A 23,081-nucleotide genomic window follows, 5' to 3' on the forward strand; every position below is an offset into this window, starting at 1 on the left:
CTCACGGATTTCTTTGACGCGGTGAAAAAACAAGGGGCGTAGTCTACTCTGTTGCGGCGGCGGGCAAGCGTTTTATCGGCGGCGCAGCGCGCCGCCGGGCCATTGCAGCGCCGGGGAAGCCGGACCGCCCGGCGCCATTCAGGGCAGACCGGCGCAGTAGTGCCCCGGTTCCACTTCCCGCAACACAGTGTCGGCCTGGTCAAACCGCGCCGGCTCCAGCGCCGGCACGTAGGTGATCTTGCCCACTTCCATCTTGGGCGCCGCCGCCAGCAGCGCCTGGGTGTAGGGATGGCGCGGATCGCCGTACACCGCCTCGGTCGGCCCGAGTTCGACGATGCGCCCGCGCAGCATGATGGCAACCCGGTCGGCCACGTGGCGCACCACGGTCAGGTCGTGGCTGATGAAGATCGATGTCAGCCGCAGTTCCTGGCGCAGCCGCATGAACAGGTTCAGCACCTGGGCCTGGATCGACACGTCCAGCGCCGCCACCGCCTCGTCGCAGATCAGCATGTCCGGCTGCACCGCCAGCGCCCGCGCAATGCCGATGCGGGCCCGCTGCCCGCCCGAGAACTGGTGCGGGAAGCGCTGCATCAGGGTTGCATCCAGCCCGACCTGGCGCATCAGGGCGCCCACGTGCTCGCGCTGCAGCTGGCGTTCCACCAGGCCGTGCGCCACCGGTGCCTCGCCGATGATGTCCACTACCCGCATGCGCGGATTGAGCGAGGCATACGGATCCTGGAAAATCATCTGGATCGCCAGCCGGGCGCGCCGCTTGTCGGCGGCGTTCATCGCATCCATGTCGGCGCCCTTCCACCAGCGCGAGCCGGCGGAGGGCGCGTGCAGGCCGGCGGCGATGCGTCCCAGCGTGGACTTGCCGGAGCCGGACTCGCCCACCAGCCCCAGCACCTCGCCCGGCGCCACCGACAGGCTGACCTGGTCCACCGCCTGGGTCACATGGCCGTGCGCCGGCGCGCCCAGCAGGCGGGCAAGGCGCTCGGCCAGGTCGGGCGCGCGCTCGAAGCGCTTGCTGACCTCGCGCAGCTCCAGCAGCGGCGCGGCATGCATGGGCGGCGTCATCGTCCCTGCTCCTCGAACACGGGATGAAAGCAGCGCCAGCCATGGCTGCCGTCTTCATACATGGGCGGTGGCGTGGCGCAGATGTCGGTGGCGCGTGGACAGCGGTCGCGGAAGCGGCAGCCGGACGGCGCCGTCAGCGGCGACGGCGCCATGCCATTGATCTGGGCCAGCGGCCGGCCGCGCGGATTGCGCGACGGCGCCGAGGCAATCAGGGCCCGCGTATAGGGATGGCGCGGCGTCTCCAGCACTTCCCGTACCGTGCCCTGCTCCACCAGCTGGCCGGCATACATCACGGCCACGGTGTCGGCCAGGCCGGCCACCACCGCCAGGTCGTGGGTAATCCAGACCAGCGCGCTGCCGGACTCGCGGCACAACGTCTGCATCTCGTACAGGATCTGGTTCTGGGTGGTGACGTCGAGCGCGGTGGTGGGCTCGTCGCAGATGATCAGGTCGGGCTTGTTCAGGAGCGCGATGGCGATCGCCACCCGCTGCCGCATGCCGCCGGAAAACTGGTGCGGATAGGCCAAGAGCCGCTCGTCGGGCGCGGCGATGCCGACCCGCGCCAGGCCGTCGCGCGCCATCTCGCGCGCCCGCTGCTTGCCCACCGGATGATGCGCCAGCACCGCTTCCATCATCTGGGTATCGATGCGCAGCACCGGATTCAGGGTCATCATCGGGTCCTGGAAGATCATCGCGATGCGCTCGCCGCGCAGTTTGCGCATGTCCTGCGCCGGCAGCCCGGCCAGTTCGCGGCCGTTGAGACGGATGCTGTCTGCCATCACGCGGCCGGGCGGATCGACCAGGGCCATGATGGAATAGCCCGTCATCGACTTGCCGGAGCCGGATTCGCCGACCAGCCCCATGATCTGGCCGCGCGCCACCGTGAAGGACACGTCGTCGACCGCCCTGACCACGCCAGCCGCGGTGGCGAATTCGGTGCGCAGGTGTTCCACTGCCAGCACGGGTTCTTCCATCGTCATACTCCCTGCAGCCTTGGATTGAGCACGTCGCGCAACTGGTCCGCCACCAGGTTGATGGCAGCCACCGTCAAGAGCAGCGCGAGGCCGGGATAGAAGCTGATCCAGTAGGTGCCCGAGAGCAGGTACTGGAAGCCGTTGGAAATCAAAAGGCCCAGCGACGGCTCGGTGACGGGCAGGCCCAGGCCGAGGAAGGACAGCGTGGCTTCCAGCGAAATCGCGGAAGCCACCTGCAGCGCGGCGATCACGATCAGCGGCGGCAGGCAGTTGGGCAGCAGGTGGCGCAGCACGATGCGCGCCGGCGACAGCCCGAGGCCGGCCGCGGCTTCCATGTATTCCTTGCCGCGCTCGACCAGCGCGGCGCTGCGCGCGGTGCGGGCATAGTAGGCCCACTGCACCGCGATCAGCGCGACGATGATCTTGCCCACGCCGGGCCCGGACACGGCCAGGAGCACCAGCGCGATCAGGATGGGCGGAAAGGACAGCTGGATGTCGGCCACCCGCATGATCAGGCTGTCGACGCGGCCGCCGGCGTAACCCGCCAGCAGGCCCAGCGCCAGGCCGATCACCAGCGCCACCGCGGTGCTGGCGAAACCCACGGCAATCGAAATGCGCAGGCCGTACAGGATGGCCGACAGCATGTCGCGACCCTGCTCGTCGGTGCCCATCAGGTAATGCATGCGGCCATCGCCGGAGCGGGTGCCGGGCGCCAGGCGCGAATCCATGATGTCCAGCGCCATCAGGTCGTAGGGGTTCTGCGGCGCCAGCAGCGGCGCGCACAGCGCGGCCAGGATCAGCAGCAGCAGCACCGCGCTGGCCGCGGCGGCGATGCGGCTGGCGAAATAGGCGCGGGCGAATCGCACCAGCGGCGTGTCGGGCTGGCGCACCATGCGGGTCATCATCGGGCGTCCCCCAGCCGCACGCGCGGATCGAGCAGCGAGTACAGCACGTCCACCACCAGGTTGATGACGATGAACAGCGTCACGATCAGCATCAGGTAGGCCACGATCACCGGCCGGTCCAGCACGCGGATCGAATCGATGATCAGCTTGCCCATGCCGGGCCAGGCGAACACGGTCTCCGTGACGATGGCGAACGCGATCAGCGAGCCGAACTGCAGGGCCAGCACGGTGACGATCGGGATCAGGATGTTCTTCAGCACATGCACGCCAATGATGCGGCCATTCGACAGACCCTTGGCGCGGGCGAAGCGCACATAGTCCTGCTGCAGCGCCTCCTGCGCGCCGGCGCGGGTCAGGCGGATCACCAGCGCGATGTTGAACAGCGACAGGTTCAGCGCCGGCAGCAGCAGGTGCCGCAGGCCGTCCCAGGTCAGGAAGCTCAGCGGCACGCCCAGCACGTCGACCGTCTCGCCGCGGCCGCTGGACGGCAGCCAGCCCAGCTTCACCGCGAACACCATGATCAGCATCAGCCCGACCCAGAAGGTTGGCAGGGAAAAGCCCAGCACCGAGACCGTCATGATGGTCTTGCCGGCCAGGCTGCGCGGCTTCAGGCCGGCCAGGAGGCCCAGCGGTATGCCCAGCCCCACCGACAGCAGCATGGCCGACACCGCCAGCTCCATCGTGGCTGGAAAGCGTTCCAGGATCAGCGCCAGCGCCGGCGTGGAAAAGGCAAACGAGCGGCCCAGGTTGCCGCCGGCGGCGTTCTGCAGGAACAGCAGGTACTGGCGCCACAGCGGCTGGTCGAGGCCGAAGGCGGCGACGATGCGGGCGCGTTCGGCCTGGTTGGCGTCGGGGCTGATCAGGATATCGACCGGGTTGCCGATGGCATAGACGCCGGCGAATACCAGGAGCGACATCACCAGCAGCACCAGCACGCTCTGCAGCAGGCGGCGTATCAGGAAAATCAGCATGGATTACAGCGGCCGGACCTGGTGCGCGAAGGTGAATTCATCGACCCGGCCCGGATACACCAGGCCGCGCCGCATGGCCCAGCTGGCGTACTGGTGATGCAGCGGAATCACCGCCTTCTCATCCAGCGCCAGCGCCGCCGCGTCCTTCGCAAAGGCTTCGCGCTTGCTCTCGTCGACCGAGGACAGCGCCGAGCGCACCAGCTCATCCACCTTGGGATTGCTGTAATGGCCCCAGTTCCAGGTGCCCCAGCCGGTGTCGGGATTGCGGGTGCCGACGAGGGTGCGCAGGCCGAAGTCGCCGGCCAGCGTGCCCCAGCCCAAGAGCGCCATGCTGAATTCGCCGGCGCGCGCCTTGCTGAAGTACACCGACAGCGGCAGCGTCTGCACCTTGGCCTGGATGCCGATGCGGGTCAGGAACTGGGCCACGGTCTGCACCACCCGCTCGTCGTTGATGTAGCGGTTGTTGGGGCCGTGCAGCGTCAGGCCGAAGCCCTGCGGATAGCCGGCCTCGGCCAGCAGCTTCTTCGCGCCTTCCGGGTCGTAGGTTTCCACCGGCAGCGCGGCGTTGTAGCCGAAGATGCCGGGCGCGACGATGTTCGAGGCTGGCACCGCCAGGCCTTCCATGGTGCGCGCCGCCATCGCCCGGCGGTCGATCGCCTTCGAGATCGCCTGGCGCACCCGCACGTCTGCTAGCGGATTCTTCTCCAGCGGCTTGCCGGCGCGGTCGGTGACGAAGGGCGAGGCATGCTGCTGCTGGTCGAGGTGCCAGAAGATGGTGCGCCACGAGGTTTTCTGCTCCAGCGTGAATTTTGGATTGGTCTTCAGCTTGGCAAGGTCGGCGGTGGGCACGGTCTCGATCAGGTCGACGTCGCCGGCCAAGAGCGCCGCCAGCCGCGGCGCGCTGGCGCTGATGATGCGGAAGGTGACCTTGTCCCAGGCCGGCTTGGTGCCCCAGTACTGGTCGTTGCGCGCCAGTTCGACCCGGTCGCCGCGGGCGAAACTGACGAACTTGAACGGGCCGGTGCCGACCAGCGCGCGGCCGCTGTTGAAGTCTTCGGTGCCGGCATTCTGCGCCGCCTTCTTCGACACGATGAAGACCGAGCTCATGTCCAGCGGTAGCGGCCCGTAGGGCGTGGCGGTCTTGAGCTGCACGGTGTAGGGGTCGAGCGCCTTCTTGGCCACGATCTGGCGGGTATAGCTGGTAAATGGCCCGGGGCTGGCGGTCAGCGTGGCTGGCCGGTCCAGCGAGAACAGCACATCGTCGGCCGTCATCTCGCTGCCGTCATGGAATTTCACGCCGCGACGAAGCTTGAATTCCCAGGTGGTGTCGTCCACCGCGCGCCAGGACGTGGCCAGGCCGGCGATCAGCTTGCCGTTGGCGTCGACCAGCACCAGCGTGTCGAACAGGTGGCTGGACAGGCTGATGTTGGGCGCGATGTTCAGGTAATGCGGGTCGAGCGAGGAGACGTCGGCCGCCAGGCCGATCTTCAGGTCGGCGGCAAGGGCGCTGGCTGCCATCAGGCTGGCCGCAAGCAGGGCGATGCGCAGTTTCCGTGCTGTTTTCTGCATGGTTTCTCTGGAATGACGGCGCAGGGCGCCGAGGTTGCTCATGGGTTGGCAATGATATACGGCGCACCGGATTCGGGTTTGCGCATACTTTGGGGCAGAACTTATTGCCTGCTGCCTGGCTCTGACTTGACTGAGCGACATCACTCATCACTCAGCACCCAGCCTAAGGAGAGGCATTATGACAACGATTATCGCAGGCAGGTTCGAATTGCAGGACGATGCGCAGCGCGCCGCCGCTGAACTGGCGCGCGCCGGCTTTCCGGCCGACCGCATCAGCGTGTTTTATGTCAGCCCGGCCGGCCAGCATGACCAGACGCCGATCGGCGGCGACCGCGACCAGTCGCCCGGCGCCGAAGGCACCGGCCGCGGCAACGCGGCCGGCATCGCCGCCGGCGGCGCGATCGGCGCCGCGGTGGGCGCGGTCACCGCGCCCCTGACCGGACCGATCGGCGCCATCACCGGCGCCTTTGTCGGCGGTCACGTGGGCCAGCTGGTCGGCGCGATGGGCGCCACCAAGGACGACGGCAACGACGCCGACGAAAACCGCATCCCGGTGCGCCAGGCAGGCATGCTGGTGGCGGTGGAAGCCGCGGGCGCCCAGGACCGGGCGGCGGACGCCCTGCGCGCGCTGGGCGCGGCCGACCTGGAAATCGGCGAGGGCAATATCGTTGCCGGCGACTGGCAGGATTTCGACCCGGTGGCACCGCCGCGCTTCTTCGACCAGCAGACCCGCACGGCCGACCGGCCGCATGCGGAAGGCGCCGGACCGGCGCCGGGCACGGGTCCGGACATCAACCGCTAGAAGCCTGCACGACAGCAGGCGCAGCGAGGGACGGCCGCACTGGCCGCCTCCCTTGCCGTTGCGTTCAGATATCCACGGGGTCGACTTCCAGCGACCATCTGGCCCGCGTCTTTATCTCCCTCAGGGCCTCCATCCATACCTTCAGAAACGCCTGCAGCGCCGGCCGCGAGGCCGATTCCAGCAGCAGCTGCGCACGGTCGACATTGGCCACCCGGGTCATGGTCATCGGGATCGGGTCGTTGATCACGATGCCCGGATGCTCGACGCAGGTCGCCGCCTGCTGCAGGAAGTTCAGCGCAATCTCCAGTTCCCTCGCTTCGGCCCGCAGCAGCGCCTGGAACAGGAAAGGCGGCAGGCCGGCCATCTGTCGTTCTTCCAGCAGCGCGTCGGCGAAGCGGTCATAGTCATGCGCCATCAGCGCCGCATACAGCGGGTGCTGCGGATAACGGGTCTGGATCAGCACCTCGCTGGCGCTGCCGCCCTCCTTCTGCGCGGCACGGCCGGCGCGTCCCGACACCTGCATCAACTGCGCGAACAGCCGCTCGCTGGCCCGGTAGTCATGCGAGAACAGCGCCGTGTCCGGGTTCAGGATGCCCACCAGCGTCAGGTTTTTGAAATCATGGCCCTTGGCCACCATCTGGGTGCCGACCAGGATATCCACCTCGCCGTTATGCACGCTGTCGAATGCGGCCTGGGCGCTGCCTTTCCTGCGGGTGGAGTCGGCGTCGATGCGCAGAATGCGGGCCGTCGGGAACACTATCTGCAGGTTTTCCTCCACGCGCTGGGTGCCACGCCCCAGCGGCTGCAGGTCGACATTGCCGCAGGTCGGGCAGGAACGCGGTATGCGCAGCTCCAGGCTGCAGTGGTGGCAGCGCAGCCGGTGCTCCGGCCGGTGCAGCACCATGAAGGCGGTGCAGCGGATGCAATTGCTGACCCAGCCGCAGGCATCGCAATTGAGCACCGGCGCATAGCCGCGCCGGTTCAGGAACAGCAGCGACTGCTCGCCGCGTTCCAGGCGCCGCTTCACTGCCGACACCAGCGTGGAGGTCAGCCCCTCGGCCGGCTTGTCGCGCTCCATGTCGATTAACCGTATCGCCGGCAGCACCGCGTCCTGCACCGCCCGCTCGCGCAGTTCCAGCCGGCGATAGCGGCCGGACTGGGCATGGTGCCAGCTCTCCAGCGACGGCGTGGCCGAGCCCAGCACCACCGGGATGCCGAGCTGGCGGGCGCGCCACACCGCCAGGTCTCGCGCCGAATAGCGCAGGCCTTCCTGCTGCTTGTAGGAAGGATCGTGCTCCTCGTCGATGATGATGAGCTTCAGACGCGGCAGCGACGCCAGCACCGCCAGCCGCGTGCCGAGCACGATGCTGGCCCGGCCCAGATGCGCCGTCAGCCAGTTGAGCATGCGCTCGCCCTCCGCCAGGCCGCTGTGCAGCGTCGCCACCACCAGGCCCGGAAAACGCGCCCGGATATTGGATTCGAGCTGGGGCGTCAGATTGATCTCGGGAATCATGATCAGCACCTGCGCATCCGGCTCCCGGGCCAGGATACGCGCCGTGGCCTGCAGGTACACCTCGGTCTTGCCGCTGCCGGTGACGCCATACAGCAGTGCGGGCGCAAAACCGCTGGCTTGTGCAATGCTGTCGGCCGCCTCGCGCTGGGACGCATTCAGGGTCGGCACGCCAGCCGGCGTCGCATCGGCCACCGGGGTGTGCTGCGCAAGTTTCTTCAGCGCCCGGTCCAGCGAGACCGGGTTTTCCGCGCGCAGGTTCTTGGGCACGCCAGGCACCGCCACTTCCCCCAGTGGACGCTGGTAATACGCCGCCGCAAAGCGGCACAGATCCATCCACTGCGCCGACAGCGGCGCAAGCTGGCTGCGCACGGCCAGGGCCGACTTCAGCTTTTCCGGCGGCAGTTCGGTGCTGTCGGCAATATCGACGATCAGCCCCATCACCTCGCGGCGGCCGAAAGGCACGAGCGCGAACTGGCCTGGCAGGGGCTCCGGCATCGCCTCTTCCACTGTCCAGCCATAGTCGAAGAGGAAGTCAAGAGGGGTATCGAGCGCTACTTTGAGTATCCTGAAACGAGCCACTTGAGACCAATCCTGAAAAAATGAGCTAACTCACGGTTTACTAAGCAGTTTTTCAACGATGCACCGCGCCTGTGGATAACTTTGTGAACAAAACCCTCTTGACACGCCAAAAGCTAGATCCCATGCGGCTTTCCGGGCGCCGCACCGAACTGAACCAAAAAAAGACCCTAGCAAAATCAATCACTTAGGATTTGCGTAAACGCGACAAAAAATATTTTCTTTTTGCGGCGCACGATACGGTTTTTGTGAATAACTGGGCTTTCCCATCGTTATTTTTTGTGCGCTGATCAAGCAATTCTCTTGCGCCGGCGCAGCTTTTCCGCATTTGGCCGCTGCGGATGCCGGCAATGAAATTTCCACTGTTAAATCGGTGAACAGAAAGATCATGCATGATGAAAAGGAATTGCCCTTGGCACAAGAAACGCAGACGACGGAGATTTTGTCATGTTTCCTGGTCTCAACGAAACTCGGTATTAACAAACACGCATAAGCCCCGGTTTACAAAGGAGATTCAGGCAGTGGGCAGGCTGTGGATAACTTTGTGCACAAATGTGCGCAACTTGCAGAAGCAGCCATAACGGCTTTAGTCAATCCTGTGGATAAAAACAGCCATTATTTTAAAAATCTCTTTTAAATCAATCGCTTGCCAATTCATGTCGGCGCTTGTCCATTCAAATCCAGGGGCAACGGCGGAAAATGAATGGTGGATGATTTTGTGCATAAGTCGCATAAGCACAGGCAAAAAAATGTTTTTAACAATTCTTGCCCGTGCAGCAGCGCTGTTTTATTTCTGCGCCCGCTGTGCGCGGCTGATACGGTGCACTGCATCAACCATTGCAGTGACTGCTTCTGGCGGCGTGAACTGGGATATTCCATGTCCCAGATTGAATACATGTCCATGGCCATCTGCCGGGGCGCCATAGGAAGCCAGCAGCTTGGCCACTTCGGCCTCGATCTGCTCCGGCTTGGCGAACAGCACCGACGGATCGAGATTGCCCTGCAGCGCCACCTTGTGCCCCACCCTTGCCCGCGCCGATCCCAGGTTCACGGTCCAGTCCAGGCCAACCGCGTCCGTGCCGATGTCGGCAATCTGCTCCAGCCACAAGCCACCGCCCTTGGTGAACACGATGCTCGGAATGCGCACGCCATCCTTCTCGGTCTGCAGCTGGCTGACCACCTCGCGCATATAGGCCAGGGAAAATTCCTGGTAGACGCCATCGGCCAGTGCGCCGCCCCAGGTGTCGAAAATCATCACGGCCTGGGCGCCGGCGTCGATCTGCGCATTCAGATAGGCAGCCACGGCAGCGGCATTGGTGCGCAGGATGTGGTGCATCAGGTCCGGGCGGTCGTACAGCATGGTCTTGACGCGCCGGAAGTCGTCCGAACCGCCGCCTTCGACCATATAGCAGGCCAGGGTCCATGGGCTGCCCGAAAAGCCGATCAGCGGCACTCTGCCCTGCAATTCGGTGCGGATCTGGGTAACGGCGTCGAACACATAGCGCAACTCGTTCAGGTCGGGTGCGCGCAGCGCCTGCACCGCCGCTTCGTCCCGTAACGGCCGTTCGAACTTCGGACCCTCGCCATCGGCGAAATACAGACCCAGGCCCATCGCGTCCGGCACGGTCAGGATGTCGGAAAACAGGATGGCGGCATCCAGCGGGTAACGGTCCAGGGGCTGCAGCGTGACTTCCGTCGCATAGGCCGGATTCTTCGCCAGGCCAAGAAAGGAGCCGGCGCGGGCGCGGGTGGCGCGGTACTCCGGCAGGTAACGCCCGGCCTGACGCATCAGCCACAACGGGGTGTAGTCGGTTGGCTGGCGCAGCAGCGCGCGCAGGAAAGTGTCGTTCTTGAGTGCGGCGAAGGTAGTGGACATCGGCGTGGGGGGCTATTTCGGGAAGCCGGTATTATCGCCCAAAGATACAGCCCGCGGCCGCGCCATGCGTCCCCCATGCGCGCCACGATGGCGCCAGGTCCTGATTTGACTTCGTTTGCATCAAAGGTGATGTCTTTTTGATACGAGTTGAAACATCTTTTACTGCCCTGCGCTACTTTGACTTGCAGGACAGAAAGTAGCCTTGCCCAAAGCTTGTTCACTTCGGGCAGGCAAAGGATGCTTATTGATGAACTCAACGATAGATTGCGACCTGCTGGTGGTCGGCGGCGGCCTGAACGGCACCGCAATTGCCCGCGACGCTGCCGGGCGCGGCATGTCGGTGGTGCTGTGCGAACGCGACGATCTCGGCGCCCACGCGGTCGCTTCCGCTTGCGGCCCGCTGCACCCGGCCGTGCCTTCGCTGAAAAGGCAGGCATTGTCCACACTCAGAAAGGCGTTGGCCGAACGGGAAAACCTGATGCGCATCGCGCCGCATGCCGTCACGCCGCTGCGGCTTGCCGTGCCGCGTGACGCCGCCCCGCCGCCATGGCGGGAACGCGCCAGCCGCATGCTGGCCGACCGGCTGGCGCCGCGCCAACTGCTGCCGGCTTCGCGTCATCTGGACCTGCTGCATCACGTGGCTGGCCTGCCGCTCAAGCCCGAGTTCAGCCAGGGAGAACTGGTATCCGGCTGCAGGGTCGATGGCCCGCGCCTGGCGGTGCTCAATGCGATGGACGCTGCCGAGGCCGGCGCCACGATCCTGACCCGCACCATCTGCGACGCCGCGCAGCGCAGCGGCGAAGGCTGGCAGGCGACGCTGCGCGGCCCCAGCGGCGCCGGCACTTTGGTCCGTGCGCGCGCCATGGTCAACGCCACCGGGCAGTGGGCAACCCGTTTCCTGCGCTCGGCCAGCAACATCGACCTGCCGCTTCCGCTGGTCAAATGCATCCGCCTGATGGTGCGCAAGAAGCTGGGGCATCCGTGCAGCTACCTGCTGCGGGATGCCGACGGCCGCAGCGTGCTGGTGATGCCATGCGAGGACGATGCCACACTGGTCATTGGGGACGGCTTGCCGCACGGCGGCGAACCGGGTGCGCCGCAGGTCGGCGATGCTGACGTCGATCGCCTGTGCAGCCTGCTCAACCGCCACTTCACCGCCCGCACCAGCGTCGCTGACGTGGTGCAGGCGAGCGCTGGCCTGCGCCTGGCCGTGGACGGCGGCGACGGCAGCGCGCACGAGCTGCCGCACCCGTATGCGCTGCGGCTGGACCGGGACGGGCCGCCGCTGCTATCGGTGCTCGGCGGCGACGCCGAGAGTTTCCGGCGCGTGGCGGAGGAAGCGGTGGACCAGCTGGCGCCGCTGCTGGGCCAGGGCGGCGGCGCCTGGACCGCGCAGGCCTGCCTGCCGGGTGGCGATCTCTTCGGCATTGCGCCCACCGCGCAAGGCGTCCTCGGCTTTGGCGACTATTTGCGCATGAAGAAGCAGGCCTTTGCCTGGGCGCCGCCGGAACTGGTCGAGCGCTATGTCCACCGCTACGGCAGCCGGATCGACCGGCTGCTGGCCGGTTGCGCCGGCATGCATGACCTGGGCCGTGAAGTATTGCCGGGACTGTTCGAGGCCGAACTGCATTACCTGATCCGGCACGAGTGGGCGCAGACCGCCGATGACATCCTGCGGCGCCGTTCACGGCTGGGCTATCTGCCGCCGAACGGGGCGGCGGCGACACTGGAGCGCTGGCTGGCCGCCATGCCGGCGGCGCAGGCAGAACAGGCCAGGCAGGCGGTAAGGCACGCCTGAAGCTGCGGGCTTAAGCGCCCGCCCGCCTTTGCAGTAGCGACAGGTCCAGCACGACCGCCTGCGCCAGGTCGCGCGCCCATGCGGCGCAGCCCAGGGTCGAGGGGTGATAGTTGTCGATCGCCATCATGCCGGCCAGGTCGGCCTGGCTTTGCATCGGTACATGGCGCACGCCAGCCATGCCGGCGGCCACCCTGTCGAGTTGCGCCGCCTTCAGGCCCAATACCCAGCGCAATGGCTGCGGCAGGGCCGGAAACCGTGCCAGCGGCGGCACGCCGGCCAGCAACACGATGGCCGGATCGCATTTCTCGCGCAGGCTGGCCAACAGCAGCGACAGGTCGCTCAGCCAGCGGGCGCTAGAGCGAAACGCGGTGCTGTCATTGACGCCGAACGCCACCAGCAGCACATCGACCCGCTGCGCCGGCACCAGCGGCAGCAATGCCTGCCGCGCCTGGCCCACCGTCACGCCATTCAGGCCGCAGGCGCGCCATTGCACCGGCCTATGCAGTTTACCCGCCAGTTCGCGCGCCAGCGCCGCGGTGATTGCCTGCTCGTGGTGATCGACGCCGACGCCGGCCACCGGCGATTCGCCAACCGCCAGCAGGCGCACCGGCGCGCCGGCAAGCGTGTCGCCGCACAGGCCGTTATCCGCACCGGCCGCGGGCGGCAACCGTGGCGTACGCCGGCGCACGCCACGGCCCTGTGCGGCCAGCAGCGGCAGCAGGGGTAGCGCCACCAGTTCCGGCAGCCAGCGTCGCATGCCCGGTCCTTTATTCCACCTTGAGCTTGCTGTAATCGGCATGCGGCTCGGGATAGGCCAGCTTCATCCCTTCCAGCGTTTCCTTAAAAATCGCCGCTACCGCCAGGTTGCGATGGGTCTTGGAATCGGAAGGAATCACATACCAGGGCGCATGGTCGGCGTCGGTCTCGGCCAGCAGTTCAGTATAGGCGGCCTGGTAATCGGACCAGAACTTGCGCTCCTCCAGGTCTTGCGGATCGAATTTCCAGTGCTTCTGCGGATCGTCCAGCCGCGCCTGCAGCCTGGCCTTCTGCTCATCCTTCGAAATATGCAGGAAGAACTTGACGATCACGGTGCCGGTTTCGGCCAGCATGCGCTCGAAGTCGCGGATATGCGCATAACGCTGCCTGCAGGTCTTTTCATCGATCCAGCCATGCACCCGCGGCACCAGCACATCCTCGTAATGGCTGCGGTTGAAGATCACGATTTCCCCCTGCCCTGGCGCTTCGCGATGGATGCGCCACAGGAAGTCGTGCTCCTTTTCCACCACGCTGGGCGCCTTGAAGGCGATGGTGCGTATGCCCAGCGGATCGGTGGCGTCGAATACGCCGCGTATCGTGCCATCCTTGCCGGCCGTATCCATGCCCTGCAGGATCACCATCAGCTTGCGGCCATGCTCGGCATAGAAGATGTCCTGCATCTCGGCGATTTCCCGCGCCAGGATCTCCACCGCGCCCTTGTCCACCGCCTTGTCGCCGGAAGACAGGGGCTTGGCCGCCGCGTCCTCGTCGCGCACCTTGAACTTTTTGGGCAGGCGGAACTGCTGTTGCGTCTTCATCACCGGCCCGCCGCGCCGGATGTCAGAGCCATGTGCTCGATCTTCATGCAGCGGTCCATCACCACCATCATGCCGGCCTTGCGCGCCAGCTGCGCCGCCTCCTCGTTGACCACGCCAAGCTGCATCCACAGGCAGCGCGCGCCGATGGCCACCGCTTCCTCGGCAACCGGCACGATCTCCTCGGACTTGCGAAAGCACTGCACCACGTCGATCACGCCATGCTCCCGGGTTGCCTGCGTCAGCGTCGCATAGCAGTGCTCGCCGAGGATGGACTGCCCGGCATAGGTCGGATTGACCGGGATGATGCGGTGGCCATGCTGCTGCAGGTAATGCGCCACCTCATGGCTGGCGCGTTCCGGCTTGATGGACAGGCCGACCACGGCAATCGTTCGCGCGGTGGACAGCAGTTGCGGAATGGACTCGAAGGCTTTGGACATCGGACAACCTCGGAAAGGGGGATTTGTTGCGTTTATTGTAAGCGGGTCGCTGCATGCGGACTTGCGTGAAGTCCGGTGCGCTGCATGTGGACCTGAGCGCAGGTGGGTGCGGACAAAATGGGAAGAGGCGGGAGCCGCCCTACAAGGAACCGGCATGAAAAGATAGGTACTCATGCAGCCCCGATTACTGGCCACATCGTTTTCGGGGTTTCACATCGTGTGGACTACCCGGCACGCCAGCAATCAGGTGTCGCGTCAATCTGAAAGTCCCTTCTCCCTTAATGAAAGGAATCAAATGAAAGCACGTCTCGCATTATTGATTGCCATCGCGTTTTCGCTATCGGCTTGCACCGACTGGTCCGCGTATTCACACCCCAGCACCATGATGCAGAGCTCAACCCTGCAGACCAATGCCTGACAGCCTCTTTAGTCAGCTTTAACGTTGCAAAGCGGCGAATCCGGTGTACAAATGCTGGATACGCCGCCTTCCTTCAGATGCACAGTAAAGCGCGCTAACGACACTGCCATATACAAAGCTCATTTCGCAAGTTGAACAATCCATCAAGGAAACAGAACCTCGTCAACAATAATGCGGCAAGCGAGCAGCAAACAAAGAAGTCTGGCTGATCGAGTCACTGCTGAAAAATTAACCAGTGACATCCGAACCAGAAGTGGCTTGCATTAGATTATTTTTCATTAACATGTCTGTGTGAAATTATTTTCGAAAACAAAGAATTAAATAATTCTCAACAACAGACTGTGTTTATGTCATGTCTCCTTGGACATCAATACCTCTCATTCCACGGGCCAGTCACGAGAATTATTGAGCTTATTGGCATGAGCCTAAATCAATAAGCCCATAGGCTTATTGAATCTCTATTCGCGTGCGAATTCAATAAGTACGTCGTCTGGCACCATTAGAAAATCTAAATCCCGGCCCCATTCGCTTTGCCTCTTGTTTTATCGTCACACGATTCCGGCAATAAAAAGCAAGTAAGAACTTACTTTGGGAAGCAGGAAAAGCAACGCTTTCTGACTGACGGGAAAATTCTTTCCTAAATCGCGCTTTATTCTCTGTACACATTGCCAGCTTCCCAAAAGCGATTCGTGCAATACGATTATTTTTCGATCAACTCCTTCAAAACATGTCCGTTCTTCGGCAACGGTACTCCGGCGTGACGTTTCTATTCCTTGTCTGATCGCACAATCAAGACCAGTCCAAGTAACCGAACCCGACATCAATTCCTCATCACATCCTTATTTCTTTGGATATTGAAAGTCATTCGGTGAAAAAAACCGACTTTTTCTTTTAGCGTCCCTTTTTCTGTTAGTCACTGCTTGCTCCGGCGAAGGCGGGAGCGGTATTGCTCCTGCTGCAAAAGGCAACTCGCCTGCCACCGCTGTTGATGACGCGCCTCAGGTTGATAACGAAGATCTCACACCGGGATTGAAAGAAATCGATGGCGATGCAAACGGAATCAGGGATGACGTAGACAGGTTCATTGCGAGGCACTATTCGGCGACTTCGATGATGAAGAAAACGGCGGAGCAGGAAGCGCGTGCCTTCCAGAAAAAAGTGGATGCCGCAACGCCAGAACAAGCACTTGCAGCAGCAAATACTGTTTCAAGAGCCGCTGACTGTACTTTCAAAACCCTACCGCACGCCACCGAGAAGGATTTGAAATTTGCAGAAGACATGTCAATAGAAATAAAGGCATTAACTGCGAATACCACAGATCGGTTCGAGGCTTATTGGAGAGCTCAGGAACTGGTGAGTGGTGCAGTCTTTAGAGATGCAAAAGAGCCAGTCTGCGACTAGGGAGAAAAAATGAGAAATGCCATATGTACTATCATTCTCTGGGGTCTAACACAGCTATCGTTCGCTGAAGTAAGCTGTGTTAGACCGTCGTTATCTGCGACGATATATTTTAGCAACGGAATAAAAACAGACGTTAGGTCGGCAAAAGCATCAAGGGCGGCATTAGAAGCCGCATTGGGAACAGACTACAACGGTCATGCTCTGGATTATGCTATTGCATATAATGAAACTAGTGGAATGGCAATTGATCTAGCCCAAGCAACAGCACAATCGGGCTTTCAAAATAACAAAAATATTCTTCGCTGGTTAAATGGTAAAAATCTGGCGCCTGAGTGGTTTTTGAATTGGTTTGATAAATACTTATTTAACCGAAGCATGGACGTAGCAAAAGAAACCGCAAGCCATGCCAATTTTTATTTGAATGACATCCTGCACGGCAAAAAAGTCATCGTTGTTTCGCACTCACAAGGCAATTTTTACGTCAACGGAGCAAAACAGCTATTAGCCCAGCAGTTACGCGACGGGAAAATGAGCAGTTTTGCGATTTTTGGAGTAGCGGTTCCGGCTGATAACATCGGCGGTGGTTCAGGTCCCTACCTGACTAATCACCGTGACTTTATCCAGAAAGTGCCGCGATCGCTTCCGCCAAACTGGAAGCTGCATCATAGTGACAAGACAGTGGCTGACGACCTTGGTCCGATCCAGGCGCACCTGTTCAATGCCACTTACATGTCGGATGACTTTGACATCAAGACAGCGCTTCTCGCGGGCATAAGAAGTCAAATTGATGCGGCAGCCCGCCCAGCACATAGCTGCGAAACGTTTAACGCATCGATTTTGTCCATGGTCACAGGCACTTATCTGTCGACCTGTGGAATTGAACTCACGAAAACTATCAAGGAAACCCGGATAACTGGAACAGGCATGGTGTTTCAAGACAAGACTTCGGTCGACCTCACCAAAATGGAAGCGATATTGAGCCTGTCTTACAGCCCTCGGGGAACAAGTGCGGGCACCAGCTTCTTGTATAACGGACCATTAAATCCGCCGTTTGGCGCAGGCATTTGGGATATGAATGGTGTATTTAAAAACCCTGTGTCTGTCGGACCTACCCCTCCCTGGTTTTGCAGCGTCGACGACGATACGCCGCCGACAAAACTGGAAAAGGCCGTCAACATAAGCAAGACTATGATGGCGCCAGTTCAAGGGCTGTATCGAATGCTTCCGGTCAATTCCTGTACCTACAACAGAACAATAAAAAATGACAAGCCCATCGAATTTTCAGTCGACGGATCGACCGTTCGCCTTGGTGACAGGAAATGGAACCTCAACATGGAAACCGAAGTAGTGATGCTACTCGGAATTGACCCCAGGCTTCCGCAAGGAGAAGTCTTCAAAAATGACGAACCAGGATTTCATTTTGATGGTTCGGATGAAAACAACAGTTACTCTTTCTATTACTCCAGAAACAAGGAAATCCTTTGGTTTTCCGCTGTTGAAAAAAACGAGTCCATCACTTTTTGCGATTTCGATATGCGTGGGCAAGAACTTTGAAAGAAGGCGACGCCGAGTGACAATAAAAGGCTGGCTCGACTAGAACCTCTATTCAACTCAGTGCTGAACGACCTCTTTTTGGAGCGTTGCCATCAAGCCTTAGCTACAGCATCATCCATTCGCGTATTGACGAAAAATCTTGGCTAGCCGGCATACATGCCCGAGCAAAGATTTGCATCGAACCCCTGATGTTGATGGTCAGCAGCTACAGCTGTTCCGGCTGTAGCAATTTTCGTGAGCAGGTCTCGCTAAGAATACCTCACCGCCTCCATTATCTGGGCGGCAAGATTCTTATAACCTTTTGACAGGATTTGCGATATCTCATGAATAAGGGCGCAGGATCTTTGAAATGCAATAAACTGTTCGACGGATCTTTCTTCCAACTGAGGAGAAAGGAAACCGAGCTGAATTCCCTTGTGAAGTTCTTGAATAGAAGCTAGACAACTGGCTTCGTTCAATATCAACACCTTCAAACGCTCCCAAAGCGCTTCAGAACCCATTACCGGCAATCCGCTCGTATTCTCCATGAGCTTTCGGTGAACCAGCAAAATAGCCGTGACCTTCTCTGCCGACGTCTTCATGGTTTTTATTTTATTTTCGACATGCCCAATATAGGCGTCCACCAGTAATGGCGTGGCAAGCACATTGATCTGGCGATTCGTACTGGCGATGCTCGATAATGTTGGTTTGTCACAGGGGGAAATCCGTTGTATGACAGCCAGTTGGTCTTGTGGTGGCAGGCTGGAAAAACTTGATATTGGCATACTGGCGTGCACGCTGGAACTGCTGCTGGAACTATCCATTTTTACTCCACTGAGGGCTGTTGAACGAAACGTCTCAGTAACAACCTCTTGAGAAGAGTTCATGCATGAGCCGCAGTCTCAATTTGGCCAATGACTGCCGTGGATCATTGAAGAGCTGGCAACTGGTCACAGCAATAAAAGGTCGCAAAGGTCGCAACGCCGTTTGGCGGACAATTTCTCTGAGAATCGAACGGTGTAACTTTGGGACAGCTTAAATCGAAGGGCGGACAACTTTTAATGTGCCAAGGAATTGGGTTGGCGTGTACCCGCTCAATCGGCTGCATGAACCTGTAACTGCATGCCCAATGCGGCACATGCGCTTTGCCACCAATTGCTGACTCAAACAACGCGCACGCGGCAACGGACTACCACAATAAAAAAAGGCAGCCAAGGCTGCCTTCATTTTTACCGCCGCTACAACCAGATCAGCGCTTCTGGCGCAGTCTCTGAATCGCCGCCAGCTGGGCAATCGCCACAGCCAGTTCCGCTTGCGCGGTTGCGTAATCGATCTTCGATTCGCGATTGACCAGGCTTTCCTCTGCCAGGCGCTTGGCTTCCGCTGCCTTGGCTTCGTCAAGGTCGCCACCGCGGATGGCGGTGTCGGCCAGCACGGTCACGGCATTGGGCTGCACTTCCAGGATGCCGCCGGCGACGAAGACGAACTCGTCTTCGGACTGGCCCGGCACCTTGATGCGCACCGCGCCCGGGCGGATGCGGGTGATCAGCGGCGTGTGCTTGGGATAGATGCCCAGCTCGCCCGCTTCACCCGGCAACGCGACGAATTCCGCTTCGCCGGAGAAGATCTGCTCTTCGGCGGAAACGACGTCCACGTGTATTGTATTTGCCATATCAAAACCTTCTCAAGCTGAGCTATTCGGTGCAGTGCAGACAACAAAAGACGGCCGGCGCGACGCCGGCCGTCCCATGTTGGCCATTACTGCATCTTCTTCGCTTTTTCGATCGCTTCGTCGATGGTGCCGACCATGTAGAACGCCTGCTCCGGCAGGTGGTCCAGTTCGCCCGACGCAATCATCTTGAAGCCGCGGATGGTTTCCTTCAGCGGCACGTACTTGCCTGGCGAGCCGGTGAACACTTCAGCGACGTGGAACGGCTGGGACAGGAAACGCTGCATCTTGCGAGCGCGTGCCACCAGCAGCTTGTCTTCCGGCGCCAGTTCGTCCATGCCCAGAATCGCGATGATGTCGCGCAGTTCCTTGTAGCGCTGCAGGGTGCCCTGAACGGCACGGGCGGTCTCGTAGTGCTCCTGGCCAACCACCAGCGGGTCCAGCTGGCGCGAGGTCGAGTCCAGCGGATCCACTGCGGGGTAGATACCCAGCGAGGCGATGTCACGCGACAGAACGACGGTCGAGTCCAGGTGGGCGAAGGTGGTTGCCGGCGACGGGTCGGTCAAGTCATCCGCAGGGACGTACACGGCCTGGATCGAGGTGATCGAACCGGTCTTGGTCGAGGTGATGCGCTCCTGCAGGCGGCCCATCTCTTCGGCCAGCGTCGGCTGGTAACCCACTGCGGAAGGCATACGGCCCAGCAGTGCGGACACTTCGGTACCGGCCAGCGTGTAACGGTAGATGTTATCGACGAAGAACAGCACGTCACGACCTTCATCGCGGAAGCCTTCCGCAATCGTCAGGCCAGTCAGCGCCACGCGCAGACGGTTGCCCGGCGGCTCGTTCATCTGACCATAAACCATCGCAACCTTGGAGTTGGTCGGGTTTTCCAGGTCAACGACCTTGGCATCGGCCATCTCGTGGTAGAAGTCGTTGCCCTCACGGGTACGCTCGCCCACGCCGGCGAACACGGACAGACCCGAGTGCGCCTTGGCGATGTTGTTGATCAGTTCCATCATGTTCACGGTCTTGCCGACGCCGGCGCCGCCGAACAGGCCGACCTTACCGCCTTTTGCAAACGGGCAGACCAGGTCGATCACCTTGATGCCGGTTTCCAGCAGGTCCTGCGAAGGCGACAGTTCGTCGTACTTCGGTGCTTCGCGGTGGATGGAAGCCATTTGCTCGTGGCTCACCGGACCGCATTCGTCGATCGGATTGCCCAGCACGTCCATGATGCGGCCCAGGGTTGCAGGTCCGATAGGCACCTGGATCGCCTTGCCGGTGTTCTGGATGATCATGCCGCGACGCAGGCCGTCGGAGCTGCCCAGCGCAATGGTACGCACCACGCCGTCGCCCAGCTGCTGCTGCACTTCCAGCGTCAGTTCGGAGCCTTCCATTTTCAAGGCGTCGAACACCTTGGGCATCGCGTTGCGCGGGAACTCAACGTCCACCACGGCGCCGATACACTGAACGATTTTGCCATCAGCCATTTTCGTTCCTTCAATATGTAGTATTTAAATTCTGTTTCACGCGTTTGCGTGTTTACACCGCTGCCGCACCGGCAACGATTTCGGAGAGTTCCTTGGTAATCGCGGCCTGCCGGGTCTTGTTATAGACCAGGCGCAGTTCACCGATGACGTTGCCGGCGTTGTCGGACGCCGCCTTCATCGCCACCATGCGCGCCGACTGCTCGGACGCCAGGTTCTCGGCAACCGCCTGGTAAATCAGCGCTTCCACATAGCGCACCAGCAGTTCGTCGATCACGGTCTGGGCATCCGGCTCGTAGATGTAGTCCCAGTCCATGCCATGCTTGTCGGCAGTCATGCGCTCGGACGACAGCGGCAGCAGCTGCTCCAGCATCGGCTCCTGCTTCATCGTGTTGATGAACTTGGTGTAGACGATGTAGACCGCGTCCAGCCGGCCTTCCTGGTAAGCGTCCAGCAGCACCTTGACCGGGCCGATCAGCTTTTCCAGATGCGGCGTGTCGCCGATCTGGACTGCATGCGACACGACCTTCGCGCCAACGCGGTTCAAAAAGCCGAAGCCCTTGTTGCCAATGGCGACCGCTTCGACCTTGTTACCCTTGCCTTCGAGCTCGCGCAGCTTGGTGGTCAGAACACGCAATGCATTGGTGTTCATGCCGCCGCACAGGCCCTTGTCAGTGGTGACCACGATGATGCCCACCGTCTTCGAGGCATCCTGCTTGACCAGGAACGGATGGGTGTACTCCGGATTGGCCTCGGCAAGATTGGAGGCGATATTACGAATCTTGTCACTATAGGGACGGGCCGACCGCATCCGCTCCTGCGCCTTGCGCATCTTGGAAGCGGCGACCATTTCCATCGCCTTGGTGATCTTCTTCGTATTCTCTACGCTCTTGATCTTGCCACGTATCTCTTTGCCTACAGCCATGAGTCCTTGCTCCTTCTAGCCGCGTTCAACTCAGAACGATACAGATTTCTTGAAGTCGCCAATCGCGGCGGCCAGTGCGGCTTCGCCATCCTTGTCGAGTTGCTTGGTATCTTCAATCTTCTGCAGCAGCGCTGCGTGGCTGGTCTTCATGAAATTGTGAAGGCCAGATTCAAACGCGAGTACATTCTTGACCTCGACACCGTCGAAGTAGCCCTTGTTGACCGCGAACAGCGACACCGCCATCAGCGAGATCGGCAGCGGCGAGTACTGGGGCTGCTTCAGCAGTTCAGTCACGCGGGCGCCACGCTCGAGCTGCTTGCGGGTCGATTCGTCGAGGTCGGATGCAAACTGCGCGAACGCTGCCAGTTCACGATACTGCGCCAGGTCGGTACGGATACCGCCGGACAGGTTCTTGATGACCTTGGTCTGGGCGGCGCCACCAACGCGCGACACCGAGATACCGGCGTTGATCGCGGGGCGGATACCGGCGTTGAACAGCGAGGTTTCCAGGAAGATCTGGCCGTCGGTGATCGAGATCACGTTGGTCGGAACGAAGGCGGAAACGTCGCCTGCCTGGGTTTCAATGATGGGCAGTGCGGTCAGCGAGCCAGTCTTGCCGGTCACGGCGCCGTTGGTGAACTTCTCGACGTAGTCGGGGTTCACGCGGGCTGCGCGCTCGAGCAGGCGGCTGTGCAGGTAGAACACGTCGCCGGGATAGGCTTCGCGGCCTGGCGGACGGCGCAGCAGCAGCGACACCTGGCGATAGGCAACAGCCTGCTTGGACAGGTCGTCGTACACGATCAGCGCGTCTTCGCCGCGGTCGCGGAAGTATTCGCCCATCGCGCAGCCGGAGTAGGCCGACACGTATTGCATCGCGGCGGACTCGGAAGCGGATGCAGCCACGACGATGGTGTATTCCATGGCGCCGTGCTGTTCCAGGGCGCGCACGATGTTCTTGATCGTCGATGCCTTCTGGCCGATGGCGACGTAGATACACGTCATGCCCTGGCCCTTCTGGTTGATGATCGCGTCGATTGCCACGGCCGACTTGCCGGTCTGGCGATCGCCAATGATCAGTTCACGCTGGCCACGGCCAATGGGCACCATCGCGTCGATCGATTTCAGGCCGGTCTGCATCGGCTGGGAAACGGATTGACGGGCGATCACGCCCGGTGCGATCTTCTCGATCGGGGCGGTCAGGGTGGTGTTGATCGGGCCCTTGCCATCGATCGGCTGACCCAGCGCGTTGACCACGCGGCCACGCAGTTCAGGGCCGATAGGCACTTCCAGAATGCGGCCGGTGCACTTGACCGTGTCGCCTTCGGAGATATGTTCGTAGCTGCCCAGGATCACCGAGCCGACCGAGTCGCGCTCGAGGTTCAGCGCCAGGCCGAAGGTATTGCCCGGGAATTCCAGCATTTCGCCCTGCATCACGTCCGACAGACCGTGGATGCGGCAAATGCCGTCGGACACGGAAATGACCGTGCCCTGATTGCGAATCTCGGCGTTGTCGCCGAGGCCCTGGATCCGGCTCTTGATCAGTTCGCTGATTTCAGACGGGTTGAGTTGCATGTTA

General features: G+C 61.4%; 21 protein-coding genes. 5 read left to right on the forward strand and 16 right to left on the reverse strand.

What is annotated here, in order from left to right; all coding sequences use genetic code 11:
* Positions 1-138: 138 nt before the first annotated feature.
* From ABC383_RS13945 to ABC383_RS13965, 5 genes are read right to left on the reverse strand one after another with little or no spacing between them, the layout of a single operon-like run.
* Positions 139-1,065 (reverse strand): ATP-binding cassette domain-containing protein, encoded by a 927-nt coding sequence (locus ABC383_RS13945; RefSeq protein WP_413016362.1) that lies wholly within the window; start codon positions 1,063-1,065, stop codon positions 139-141.
* 8 nt (positions 1,066-1,073) lie between these two features.
* Entirely contained in the window at positions 1,074-2,051 is a 978-nt protein-coding gene (locus ABC383_RS13950) for an ABC transporter ATP-binding protein (protein WP_413014761.1), read from the reverse strand.
* A gap of 2 nt (positions 2,052-2,053) precedes the next feature.
* Entirely contained in the window at positions 2,054-2,956 is a 903-nt protein-coding gene (locus tag ABC383_RS13955) for an ABC transporter permease (protein ID WP_413014762.1), read from the reverse strand.
* Positions 2,953-3,927, reverse strand: coding sequence for an ABC transporter permease (locus ABC383_RS13960; RefSeq protein WP_413014763.1), 975 nt, complete (start codon positions 3,925-3,927; stop codon positions 2,953-2,955). Before ABC383_RS13960 ends, ABC383_RS13955 begins: the two co-directional genes overlap by 4 nt.
* Before the next feature lie 3 nt (positions 3,928-3,930).
* Complete coding sequence (locus ABC383_RS13965) at positions 3,931-5,496, reverse strand: ABC transporter substrate-binding protein (RefSeq protein ID WP_413014764.1); 1,566 nt, start codon at positions 5,494-5,496, stop codon at positions 3,931-3,933.
* 178 nt (positions 5,497-5,674) lie between these two features.
* On the opposite strand from ABC383_RS13965, the gene ABC383_RS13970 reads away from it, so the two are divergent.
* Positions 5,675-6,298, forward strand: coding sequence for a hypothetical protein (locus tag ABC383_RS13970; protein ID WP_413014765.1), 624 nt, complete (start codon positions 5,675-5,677; stop codon positions 6,296-6,298).
* Positions 6,299-6,362: 64 nt separating this feature from the next.
* Here the strand turns inward: ABC383_RS13970 and ABC383_RS13975 are convergent, their stop codons facing one another.
* The 3 genes from ABC383_RS13975 to hemE all read right to left on the reverse strand — a co-directional run bounded on the left by ABC383_RS13975 (position 6,363) and on the right by hemE (position 10,263).
* A complete protein-coding gene (locus tag ABC383_RS13975; RefSeq protein ID WP_413014766.1) occupies positions 6,363-8,390 on the reverse strand; it encodes a primosomal protein N' in 2,028 nt (675 codons plus the stop codon).
* Positions 8,391-8,570: 180 nt separating this feature from the next.
* Positions 8,571-8,777, reverse strand: a complete 207-nt coding sequence (locus ABC383_RS13980) for a hypothetical protein (protein ID WP_413014767.1) — start codon at positions 8,775-8,777, stop codon at positions 8,571-8,573.
* Between the two features lie 397 nt (positions 8,778-9,174).
* Positions 9,175-10,263 carry a uroporphyrinogen decarboxylase gene (gene hemE, locus ABC383_RS13985; RefSeq protein WP_413014768.1) on the reverse strand — a complete coding sequence of 363 codons (1,089 nt, stop codon included), beginning with the start codon at positions 10,261-10,263 and terminating at the stop codon, positions 9,175-9,177.
* A gap of 247 nt (positions 10,264-10,510) precedes the next feature.
* Here hemE and ABC383_RS13990 point away from each other — a divergent pair, with 247 nt between their 5' ends.
* Positions 10,511-12,061: a glycerol-3-phosphate dehydrogenase gene (locus tag ABC383_RS13990; protein ID WP_413014769.1), complete on the forward strand. Its 1,551-nt coding sequence runs from the start codon at positions 10,511-10,513 to the stop codon at positions 12,059-12,061.
* Between the two features lie 10 nt (positions 12,062-12,071).
* On the opposite strand, the gene ABC383_RS13995 is transcribed toward ABC383_RS13990, so the two are convergent.
* The 3 genes from ABC383_RS13995 to ABC383_RS14005 are packed head-to-tail and all read right to left on the reverse strand — an operon-like array spanning position 12,072 to position 14,072.
* Complete coding sequence (locus ABC383_RS13995; protein ID WP_413014770.1) at positions 12,072-12,818, reverse strand: SGNH/GDSL hydrolase family protein; 747 nt, start codon at positions 12,816-12,818, stop codon at positions 12,072-12,074.
* Positions 12,819-12,828: 10 nt separating this feature from the next.
* Positions 12,829-13,635, reverse strand: a complete 807-nt coding sequence (locus ABC383_RS14000) for a PPK2 family polyphosphate kinase (RefSeq protein WP_413016364.1) — start codon at positions 13,633-13,635, stop codon at positions 12,829-12,831.
* Positions 13,635-14,072 carry a CoA-binding protein gene (locus tag ABC383_RS14005; protein WP_413014771.1) on the reverse strand — a complete coding sequence of 146 codons (438 nt, stop codon included), beginning with the start codon at positions 14,070-14,072 and terminating at the stop codon, positions 13,635-13,637. Before ABC383_RS14005 ends, ABC383_RS14000 begins: the two co-directional genes overlap by 1 nt.
* A gap of 295 nt (positions 14,073-14,367) precedes the next feature.
* On the opposite strand from ABC383_RS14005, the gene ABC383_RS14010 reads away from it, so the two are divergent.
* From ABC383_RS14010 to ABC383_RS14020, 3 genes are all read left to right on the forward strand, one after another.
* The gene (locus ABC383_RS14010) at positions 14,368-14,490 is read left to right on the forward strand and encodes a hypothetical protein (protein ID WP_413014772.1); all 123 of its coding nucleotides are present in this window, start codon (positions 14,368-14,370) and stop codon (positions 14,488-14,490) included.
* 1,110 nt (positions 14,491-15,600) lie between these two features.
* The gene (locus ABC383_RS14015) at positions 15,601-15,891 is read left to right on the forward strand and encodes a hypothetical protein (protein ID WP_413014773.1); all 291 of its coding nucleotides are present in this window, start codon (positions 15,601-15,603) and stop codon (positions 15,889-15,891) included.
* A gap of 9 nt (positions 15,892-15,900) precedes the next feature.
* A complete protein-coding gene (locus tag ABC383_RS14020) occupies positions 15,901-17,445 on the forward strand; it encodes a hypothetical protein (protein ID WP_413014774.1) in 1,545 nt (514 codons plus the stop codon).
* A 248-nt stretch (positions 17,446-17,693) separates the two neighbouring features.
* Here ABC383_RS14020 and ABC383_RS14025 read toward each other — a convergent pair whose 3' ends face one another.
* The 5 genes from ABC383_RS14025 to atpA all read right to left on the reverse strand — a co-directional run bounded on the left by ABC383_RS14025 (position 17,694) and on the right by atpA (position 23,077).
* The gene (locus ABC383_RS14025; RefSeq protein WP_413014775.1) at positions 17,694-18,248 is read right to left on the reverse strand and encodes a hypothetical protein; all 555 of its coding nucleotides are present in this window, start codon (positions 18,246-18,248) and stop codon (positions 17,694-17,696) included.
* 425 nt (positions 18,249-18,673) lie between these two features.
* Positions 18,674-19,096: a F0F1 ATP synthase subunit epsilon gene (locus ABC383_RS14030; RefSeq protein ID WP_194714463.1), complete on the reverse strand. Its 423-nt coding sequence runs from the start codon at positions 19,094-19,096 to the stop codon at positions 18,674-18,676.
* An 86-nt stretch (positions 19,097-19,182) separates the two neighbouring features.
* Positions 19,183-20,583, reverse strand: a complete 1,401-nt coding sequence (gene atpD, locus ABC383_RS14035) for a F0F1 ATP synthase subunit beta (RefSeq protein ID WP_413014776.1) — start codon at positions 20,581-20,583, stop codon at positions 19,183-19,185.
* A 52-nt stretch (positions 20,584-20,635) separates the two neighbouring features.
* Complete coding sequence (gene atpG / locus ABC383_RS14040; protein WP_194714461.1) at positions 20,636-21,505, reverse strand: F0F1 ATP synthase subunit gamma; 870 nt, start codon at positions 21,503-21,505, stop codon at positions 20,636-20,638.
* Between the two features lie 30 nt (positions 21,506-21,535).
* On the reverse strand, positions 21,536-23,077 hold the full coding sequence (gene atpA, locus ABC383_RS14045) for a F0F1 ATP synthase subunit alpha (protein WP_194714460.1): 1,542 nt from the start codon (positions 23,075-23,077) through the stop codon (positions 21,536-21,538).
* Between the last annotated feature and the right edge of the window lie 4 nt (positions 23,078-23,081).

The organism is Noviherbaspirillum phoenicis (genome assembly GCF_047237965.1).
GTDB lineage: Bacteria > Pseudomonadota > Gammaproteobacteria > Burkholderiales > Burkholderiaceae_D > Noviherbaspirillum_A.